Source organism: Acidithrix ferrooxidans, assembly GCF_000949295.1.
GTDB classification, from domain to species: Bacteria; Actinomycetota; Acidimicrobiia; order Acidimicrobiales; family Acidimicrobiaceae; genus Acidithrix; species Acidithrix ferrooxidans.
In genome coordinates this window covers 39,911-49,113 of sequence record NZ_JXYS01000073.1, presented here as the reverse complement: position 1 = coordinate 49,113, position 9,203 = coordinate 39,911, and the positions used below count along the sequence as shown (strand labels likewise).

Below are 9,203 nucleotides of genomic sequence, written 5' to 3'. Positions count from 1 at the left end.
GTAGTCATGTGTTTGCCGCTCTTGGAACAAAAGGTCTCATGGGAAGCAGTGGCTGGGTTCTATCCAACGCCTGGATCTGTGTCTTTTCGTCAATACATAGTACCAGTGCAGCATCAGGGGGATTGAGATAGATCCCAGTTATGTCGCGGACCTTTTCGGTAAAGGCCGGATCGGTACTGATGTTGAAGTATCCCAAGACATGGGGCTTGAGGCCAAAGGTTCTCCAGATACGTGAGATGCTCGCTGGTGATACCCCGATCCGCTTGGACATTGAAGACGTCGACCACTGGGTAGCAAGCGGGGGCTCTTCTTCCAAAGTGATCCTTAGAATCTCGGCGATCTTTTCGTCATCAATGCTTCTCGGTTTTCCACTTCTCGGTGCGTCATCGAGAAGTTCCACTCCGTAGTTGATAAAACGCCGCTTCCATTTGCATACCGTCTCTGTAGATATCTGAAGTCTTTGCGCGATCTCGTTGGTGTCCAACCCCTTCGTTACTCCATAGGGCAATGCTGGCCCTTGCCACCTGTCCTATGGGAGCTGTGGACTTTCTTACCACTGCTTCTAATTCGCTACGTTCTTTGGGACTGAGCGGAACCACCGAAGCTTGTCGTCCAGATCTCTTCTTGGGCGGCTTGCTCTGGTTGGCATCAATGTTTGGCTCCTCTGAAACGGTGTGACTTTGCATCGTTCTCCCTTGCAAGGTTATGTCCTTACCAAGGAGAACAACCTTAGAAGGGATTAATTCCTCAGTTTCAGGGAAATTATGAGAGGGGACACTAGGATCATCATCGAACAAAGGTCATCGACTCCAACTCTTACCATGAAGCTCTCGCAGAAGGGGTATCGAGCCTCCCTGGATTCGCTCCCTCAATCCGCTCCCTGCAATTGGGATAGCCCCCAATAACTCTGGGCGAGCGGCCAACTCAGCATTCAATCATAAAGACATACATTGTGGATCAGATGACTCAATAGAAATCCACGTGGCAGCTTTCACTTTCGACCACATCTCTTTGCTGAGCGCTACCAACGGCTATGCCGATTGGATAAATTCGACTCCTAAACGTGCAATTTCACAACCCGTCCAAACCAATCGTGGAGGCGTTGTCTTTGATAATCTTTGAGTTGGTTCTTGGGCCGAATCTCATATTGCCTGGTCGCAAAATTTAGGAATCGTCATTTTGGCTAATTTGATACAATTCAACCATGGGTCCAAATCACACAGACAACAGCCCCCTTTGATACCTCGGGCTTTCTGCCTTGGCAACACCATCTTTTGATCTTTAGGATATGCATTTCTATTAAAGTTCTCGTCGCTTACGGTCAGTGGCGTTGCCGAATTGACATGGCAACACCCTTAATAGCTAGTGATGCCATATCGATAGAGCAGTTCGCCATCGAAAGTAAAAAGATAATTCATTTCGGATAGCCCCACTATTGAACGCTAAAGCAGAACTAGTCCAAATCGTTACGGCTAATAGATCTTCTAGAAGTTCCGATCAATTTGACTCAAGGCTACTTATCCTTTTCGCCACATTGTGCCGAAATTGGACTCCATGAGTTACAGCACATGAAGCCCAAAAAGGTTCTTGGTATTAGATTTAGCCGCCAATGGAAATGGCCAGCAGAATCAATGGCCAGCGATCGCGTGTGGCTTATATGGCGCCTCGAGGCGCTCGATCTCCGTCGGGGAGAGTTCTAGGCCAATGGCATCAACAGCATCCATAAGTTGAGTCAACTTAGTCACTCCGAGAATTGGCGCAGATACAACAGACTTAGAAAGGATCCATGCCAGAGCCACTTGAGCTGGCTTAGAGCCTCTTTCATTGGCGATCGCTACGACCTGGTCTACAATTTCATTATCATAATCTCTATAGAGCGACTTTCCGAATTCATCGGTATTTGCACGTTCTGTGCTCTCATTGACAGGTCTAGTCAAACGTCCTCGAGCGAGTGGGCTCCATGGAATTACCCCAATTCCAGCGTCTTTACAAAGCGGAAGCATCTCCCTTTCCTCTTCTCGATAGATGAGGTTGTAGTGGTTCTGCATAGAGATAAACTTTGTCCAGCCGTTTTGAGTTGCGACATGCAACATCTTAGAAAACTCCCAAGCATACATCGAAGAGGCCCCGATGTATCGAGCTTTACCCGCTTTGCAGACATCATGCAACGCCTCCATCGTCTCTTCAATCGGAGTGTTATGGTCGAGTCGATGAATTTGATAGAGATCGACATAGTCGGTTCCTAGACGACGAAGACTATTGTCGATCTCGGCCATTATCGCCTTGCGTGAAAGGCCCGCTCCATTGGGTCCAGGCCTCATCCGACCGTGAACCTTAGTGGCTATAACGACCTCATCTCGATTTGCGAAATCCGCCAAGGCTCGACCCGTAATCTCCTCACTGGTTCCATCCGAGTAGACATTTGCGGTATCGAAGAAGTTAATTCCTGCCTCAAGTGCGCCCTTGATGATCGTGCGGGAACTCTCCTCGTTCAAAGTCCAAGTGTGTGAACCTCGATTGGCTTCGCCAAAACTCATACAACCTAGACATATCTTTGATACTTCTAATCCGCTAGATCCTAGCTTTACATATTTCATCTCTTTGTCGACCTCCTAAAAATACCGTAGTTGAATCCCTCGAAAAGTCGTCCACTTGTACAAAGGCAAATCAAATGCTGCCAATACCTATTGTCTATTAGTGACAAGTGTCCAGATCCCAACTTCTAACTCTCACCCAATCACAAATGCCAATAAAGTCAACTCATTAAGATCAACTAGTTGGGTTTACATGGCGAATCTAAATTGAGCCCGGACAACATAAAAGCCATCATCAAAAAACCCAATCCGTCCCCATCGATTAAAAAATGTACCGTCGCATTCTCGATGGATTGAACAACTTCAACGGGAAAACGGGCGTCAAGGAATCAGTTCAACGCTATTCCTAATTCGGAACTATCTGAATTCGAGGAGTTATTTGACATGAATCAACCGATTCATCTCGCCAGGCATAAAACTTTGAAGGCTGGGTCGATAGACCGGCGTGATTTCCGGCCTTGTCCAAAACCACAACGTGCATGATGAGGTTTTCAACTGGCTCTCCCAGATTGAAGATATCTGAAAGAGCTTCCGATCCGGCCTCCATTGGTGAGGCTCCGCGAGCCAGAAGTGAGACAATCGTTCTCGCTAGAGAAACCCTTATAGACAATTCACCATATCCCGTACAAGCCGCCGCGCCATAACGCGAATCACAGTAGTTCCCAGCACCAAACACTGGAGTATCGCCGGCACGTCCCGGCCACTTCCACGCCCACCCGCTAGTTGAAACCGCTGAAGCAATATTTGAATCGCCATCAAGACCCAAGAAATTTACTGTACCCACTGCACGCTCTGGATCCATGGTAAGCGCACGCGCCCGCGCTAGAGTATCCGATGCGATCTCGGCTGGAACCTTAGCGACACCCTCGCTCCATATTCGTTTGGATTCGTCGCTAAGAAGCTCACCTCGAAGGGCGCCGATCTCATCAGCGAACTTAGCAGCACCTTCCCCGACTAAGAGCACGTGCGGCAAGAGTTCCATAACACCGCGCGCAACAGTTATTGGATTCTTGAAGCCCTTAAGTCCTGCAACGGCACCGGCCTGTCTGGTAGTTCCGTCCATTATCGATGCATCGAGCTCTACCTCACCAACCAAGTTTGGGAGGCCACCGCTACCGACACTATGGTCATTGGGGTTGTCTTCAACCACCTTGCATGCTTGCTCCAAAGTAGAGATTAGATCTCCCCCATTTGAGATGAAATCCCACACGGCATCGATGCCAATTCCGCCATTTTCGCTTGCAACTAATAACATGTCACTCTCCGAATCGAACTCATTGAGCCACAATACAGCCCCAAGGGCTCTCACAGAGACAAAAACCATGGAATTGCTAAAGGCGTACTCCTATGATTCTTCAACTGATTCTTCAACTTCCATCTTTGAGCTTGCGACAAGAACAAGGCAAAAGCTCAAATACAAATGTGAGCCACGCAAGGTTCGATCGCCTCAAAGACAGCCCCCGCCAAAGCCAAAGCCACCTTAATACTTGGCCAATCTGGAACGATCGCCTCAAAGGCAGATAGAGCCAATCAAACAAGGCTGAGGCCACCAACAAAAAAGAGTTAGGCAGTGGTGACCCATAAAGCCAAAAAAAGACAAGCTAGGTATTTTGGCCACAACACTCGAGAAAAACGCAGTTCTATCCTTTTAGGTGCGAGATTTAGGGGGGGGTACTACCTGGTCAGAATCGACAAAAGCAAATGGTCGACGCCACTCCATAGATAAAACGACAATCATAGCGACAACAATAAATTACTTTTATATAAACCTCATCTGACGATAGGCTTCATCTGCCGATAGGCCTCATCTGCCAGTAGAGCTTTCAGAGTCTCATTTGAAGACCATGCCACCTGAAAAACCAGTCTGTCATCTGCGTTCGCTCTTCAGGTACTACTCGCCAAAATGAAAGCGATGACATCTCCAACTTATGACGAATAATAAGACCACACGCCTACTAAGTGGTGCTATTTAAATGGTGCTCGTGAGCTTGAGCGAGAACTTGTAAGGTCCGCTGCTTCCATGGAGATTTCCAAGGCCTAAGGCAATCACATAGATTCCAGGCTCCTTCAAATTCCAGGTATAGCTACCAGCACTGCTTATGTGGCTGCCATCTGGAACGCCACTAAAGTTGAGACCACTTGCGCTAGCAATAGCGTGATTGGCTATGTCAGGGCCAACGAGTTGCAAAAGTGGAACAGACGATGGGTCTGGGGTTACATAGGTGAGCGTCAAAGTGCTGCTTGTTGTCAAGTCGACCTTCCAATATTCTGATTCCATCCAGTTGAAAGGGACAGGGTCAAGGGCAAAGATATTTCCAAGCATTCCGGGATCAGAAGTAGTATTCCCTATCACCGTAGAGCCCGAGACTAAAAAACTCGCTGAGGAAACAGTCGGTGCGCCGCCAGCACCACTTGAAATCTCAATTGAAGGCGCCGGGGAAGACGATGATCGTGTTGCTAGAGGAACGAATGATCCTAATGCACCAGAACTCAATGTCGAAAGCGAGTAGTTGAAAACCCGACTTGCAAATGATCTGCCTTTGTTGTCGATCAGAATGCAAAGGTTCGGCCCAACACAGGTAACCCCATTAAGCGAGGCGCCCTTGGCAGCGTCCACCCTGACCCTTTGGTGCCAGCGGCCAAAAGCGTATCTATAGACAAAGCCGCCACGATCGATCGCGATACAGAAATTGCGACTCGAACAAGAGATCCCCATAATTGCAGCTCCCTTCGATCCGGAAATGTAGGTAGGACCATACCAAATGCCATTCACGAAGCTAAGACTTTGACCGGAGGAATCGGTAGCCATGCAAAAGCTAGAGTTGGCACATGAAAGCCCATTGATAACAGTACCTTTGGGAAGATTAACCTTTTCTACAACGCCCCATTTGTCGTTGTTCGATAAAACACGGGTATTACCGAGCGAATCTATCGAAAGACACAATCCAGGAGAAAAACAAGAAAGATAGCGCTTGGCATTATTTGGTAAATTTTGGCTAGTTCCCTTGGTCCAAATGCCGCTTGAGAAAATGTAGGTTCTGCCGTATCGATCAACGCCCAAGCAGTTAGCTGCTCCCGAACAAGAGATCGAATTCGAGCCCAAGGGGCTAGGCAGCACGCCTTGACCCACCTTGGTTAGAACACCACCGGTGTTATCGAAGACGACAAACCCTCGGTCTGCATTCTGGCTTAGGCATAAGCCCTCCAATGAACAACTTATGCCAGTTACTGCGCTTTTGTCGAAGGTACTGACGCTTTGGCTTTTATTGATAGTTGAGTTGAACTCATAGAGAGTTCCCCTATTGCCCCCAACAAGACAGAGCGAAGGGGAAATACAGGTAAGAGCCGAGACCTTCTCATCGACGCCCTTTGGCAGGATGGTGGTGGCTATCCATTTCGCGGCAGAGGCTGAACTGCCCCCAAACCGCACCTGTGACTGTCCTTGAAGGGTCAATACAGTCGAACTTGCTATCGAATTTGCCTTTGCTCCTGTGGCAATCCCGCATGAACTCAAGAGAGATGTAATCACAAAGAGAAGGATCAGCCCGGTCGCACGTCTACGACTCCGAGAGAAAAAAACAGAAAGAGGCATGGCATCTTTTCCTAAGAAGACCGAATTTTATGAAATGGCAGTCACTACATCAACATCGTCAACGATCGCAATATATTGAGACTACAGCAACACCAAGATTACATGGCTATCTACTACCAATCTTTTGCGCTAAGCCAATAAATAAGGAAATTATTGCAGGATTGCAAAAATGCTAGCGCAACTTTCAAATGACTCTTGTTCCAGATCTAATCGGTCCTAACCTTCACACAATCATTGCTCGTATCCAATCGTAGTTCTTCTAGAGTCCGGAAAAACAACTTCATAAAAACCCTGCCAACAGATTCCCAAAAGCACAACTTAACCAGGTCTAAATACCAGTATAAGATGCTTATAGGAAGAAGTATTCATGGATCCAACCAACGAATAGAACTTCATGTATGATAAAAAGAGTTCACATAAATTAGCAATAGTTCCCCAGAGATCAAAGGTGAGCCGAAGTCATATGTCAAGATTTTTGAATCTAAATTCCGAAATAACAAATCTGTTGATACCTGTCCTCACTTAGAGTATGTATAATACCAATCACAGTGAACAATGGACCTAAAACCGATACAACAGCAGGTGTAATTTTTCAAGCTCCCCATGGAGTTGATTCTGTAACTATTTATGCTGGTAGCCGAGTCGCCTTTGGAAGATCAAGCGAATGTCAGATACGTTTTGGATACGCTCCCCTACCTGATCGTACGGTGCCACGAGTTGCTGGCCATCTCTTTGTTAGCGACCGCAGGATCTACATCGAAGCAAATGATGAACAAGGCAATCGTGCTTTGGTTGTCAGAACTGGAGCAATTGAAAGACAGGTTCCAATTGGCGAGGGGTTTAGTCCTCGTGAACCAAAGTTCGACGTTATTATCCACGGAACAAATGCTCCTTGGGTCCTAAACGTTGCAGGACGGTTCTCTTATCCATCAAAAGCAGACGTTCCATCGAGTGATCCGCCAACTCAACGATTCAAGTTAGAGCTGAGCGAGATCCAAGTGCGCGTTCTGACCGAATACTATCGACCAATAAGCCGGGGGCGACTCGAACCCGCCACCCATTCCGAGGTTGGAGCAATTCTAAACCGACACCCAAATACTGTCCGCGAGATCCTATATAGTATTTGGCTACGAATGTTCGAACTCGATATACCGCTTCCAGACATTGCAGACAAGAGAGTCGCAGTAGTCGAGGCGATCCGCGTCCATGCGATACCAGTTGAGAACCAACAGGTTGACCTCTGATGTCATATGATCAATTGTGGACCGGGCCAATTGGAGATCACCGTCGTTATCGAGTTGAACTTGAAAAAGGCGTCCCAGTTGCAATCGCCCAGGGAGGCGAGGGACTCATCTATCGTGGCGTTCGTGAGATCGAAGGGGTATCTCATGAAATAGCCCTTAAACTTCAGTCAAATATAACCTTCAATGAATACGAACAGTTTCTCGCGCGAATGTCAACACTGGCTGGAATTAACCACCCAGGGATAATGCACTACTACGAAAGCTTTATAGGAACTGCTTTAGTTGATATCGACGATCCGAGAGACGAAGATTTTGACGTCATCTATAGCGCTTCAGAGTGGATACCCGGAGAGACCTTCGCGAATGCAGTCAAGCTCAGTGGACTCTCACAAGGGTTTCTATGGGTCGCACAGGTCGCACGATCGGTCGCCTATCTTCACTCCCTCAAGACACCCTTAGCTCCAGAAGGTATCGTCCATCGAGATATAAAGCCATCAAATATTCGAATTTCGGAGTCGGGCGAAGCGATCCTAATTGACTTTGGAACTGCACGTCCACATCTGGGCTCCGATCAAACACGTGGTGTCGGTACCTATCGATGGCGTGCTCCTGAGATGACTGGAGGAATTGGAGAGCCGGGAAAGGTCTCTGACGTCTGGAGCATAGGCTCGCTTGCCTATTGGATCCTCTTTGAAGAACCACCTGCAGTCGAAAGTTCCGCATTTACCCAAATGAAGATTCAGGAACGTGCTCAAGATTTAGAGTTCTTAGATCCAAAGTTATTGGCACAACACCTCACCTCTCTACTTGAAATAGACCCTTCACTGCGTCACCGCGATCTAACTCGCTGGGCTGACCGCCTCGAACAACTCATCGACCCTAATTTCCTCGAATGCCATCGACGTAGACGACGGCGTATCATCACTTCTACCTCTGGTGCTGCCGTTGTCGTTCTGGCGTTACTTAGCCTTCCACTAGCAATCCGCGACGGATCGACTTCAAAATTGGCCGCAGAAGTTCAGCCAAAGCCCCTAAATCAAGTGATCACCTGCGATGGCATCAATAGTGCCGTAATCGGTACAGGAGCAAAAGCCAGAGAGACACTTTCGGTCAAGATTCTCGGTGGCACTACCCCATTGCTATATCCCAAAAAAGTCATAGCCGATCCCACTGGTAACTTCATAATCCCCTTGACCTGTCCCGCTGGGACAAAGGATTCAAAATGGAAACTCAGTTACCACGGGATAAAAGGTGAAACTACCGGAAGCCTGACAATTATCGGCACGAACAGCCAAAGTTCTAACTCAGGCCTACAGTCAACGATAGTCCCCATAGCGCTCACGACCAAGCAGAGCCTACTTACTGGTCAAACACTCTACCTTGAGACTCCAGGAGGTGCCGCTCAGACTATAGAAAACTACCAGACAGCAAACGGAACGCCAGGTCCCAGTCTAAAGATTGGGGAAACACTTGCAATCAGTTGCAGAATCGCTGGATTTCAAGTTCAAGACTCCAATGTATGGTGGTATCGCATCGTCTCACCTCCGTGGAACGGAAAGTTCTATGTGACGGCTGACGCATTTTATAACAACGGCAAAACGTCAGGTCCACTCGAAGGAACCCGCTTTTACGACCCAAGAGTACCCATCTGTCGATAACACTTTCCGATTTCATCAATGGTCCAGTTGCCAAAACAGCTCAACAACAAAGTGACATCAAGTAATACCAATTTGCTTTTGGAACTCGTGGTTCTAACCCTCAAACCAATGCAGC

7 protein-coding genes are annotated in these 9,203 nt (G+C 47.7%); 2 read left to right on the top strand and 5 right to left on the bottom strand.

Translation table 11 applies throughout. The features are described 5' to 3' along the window. Positions 1–4: 4 nt before the first annotated feature. From AXFE_RS11255 to AXFE_RS11235, 5 genes are all read right to left on the bottom strand, one after another. A complete protein-coding gene (locus AXFE_RS11255; RefSeq protein ID WP_160291837.1) occupies positions 5–484 on the bottom strand; it encodes an IS630 family transposase in 480 nt (159 codons plus the stop codon). After that, positions 384–797: a hypothetical protein gene (locus AXFE_RS20040; protein ID WP_052605953.1), complete on the bottom strand. Its 414-nt coding sequence runs from the start codon at positions 795–797 to the stop codon at positions 384–386. The genes AXFE_RS11255 and AXFE_RS20040 overlap by 101 nt, the downstream gene beginning before the upstream one ends. 831 nt (positions 798–1,628) lie before the next feature. Beyond that, on the bottom strand, positions 1,629–2,597 hold the full coding sequence (locus AXFE_RS11245; RefSeq protein ID WP_052605952.1) for an aldo/keto reductase: 969 nt from the start codon (positions 2,595–2,597) through the stop codon (positions 1,629–1,631). A 343-nt stretch (positions 2,598–2,940) separates the two neighbouring features. Continuing rightward, on the bottom strand, positions 2,941–3,903 hold the full coding sequence (locus tag AXFE_RS11240; protein ID WP_200891268.1) for a N(4)-(beta-N-acetylglucosaminyl)-L-asparaginase: 963 nt from the start codon (positions 3,901–3,903) through the stop codon (positions 2,941–2,943). A 660-nt stretch (positions 3,904–4,563) separates the two neighbouring features. Then, a complete protein-coding gene (locus AXFE_RS11235) occupies positions 4,564–6,186 on the bottom strand; it encodes a hypothetical protein (RefSeq protein WP_052605951.1) in 1,623 nt (540 codons plus the stop codon). Positions 6,187–6,734: 548 nt separating this feature from the next. Here AXFE_RS11235 and AXFE_RS11230 point away from each other — a divergent pair. Together AXFE_RS11230 and AXFE_RS11225 are read left to right on the top strand one after the other, a co-directional pair. After that, complete coding sequence (locus AXFE_RS11230; RefSeq protein WP_052605950.1) at positions 6,735–7,430, top strand: hypothetical protein; 696 nt, start codon at positions 6,735–6,737, stop codon at positions 7,428–7,430. Next, on the top strand, positions 7,430–9,088 hold the full coding sequence (locus AXFE_RS11225) for a serine/threonine protein kinase (RefSeq protein WP_052605949.1): 1,659 nt from the start codon (positions 7,430–7,432) through the stop codon (positions 9,086–9,088). Before AXFE_RS11230 ends, AXFE_RS11225 begins: the two co-directional genes overlap by 1 nt. Positions 9,089–9,203: the final 115 nt, after the last annotated feature.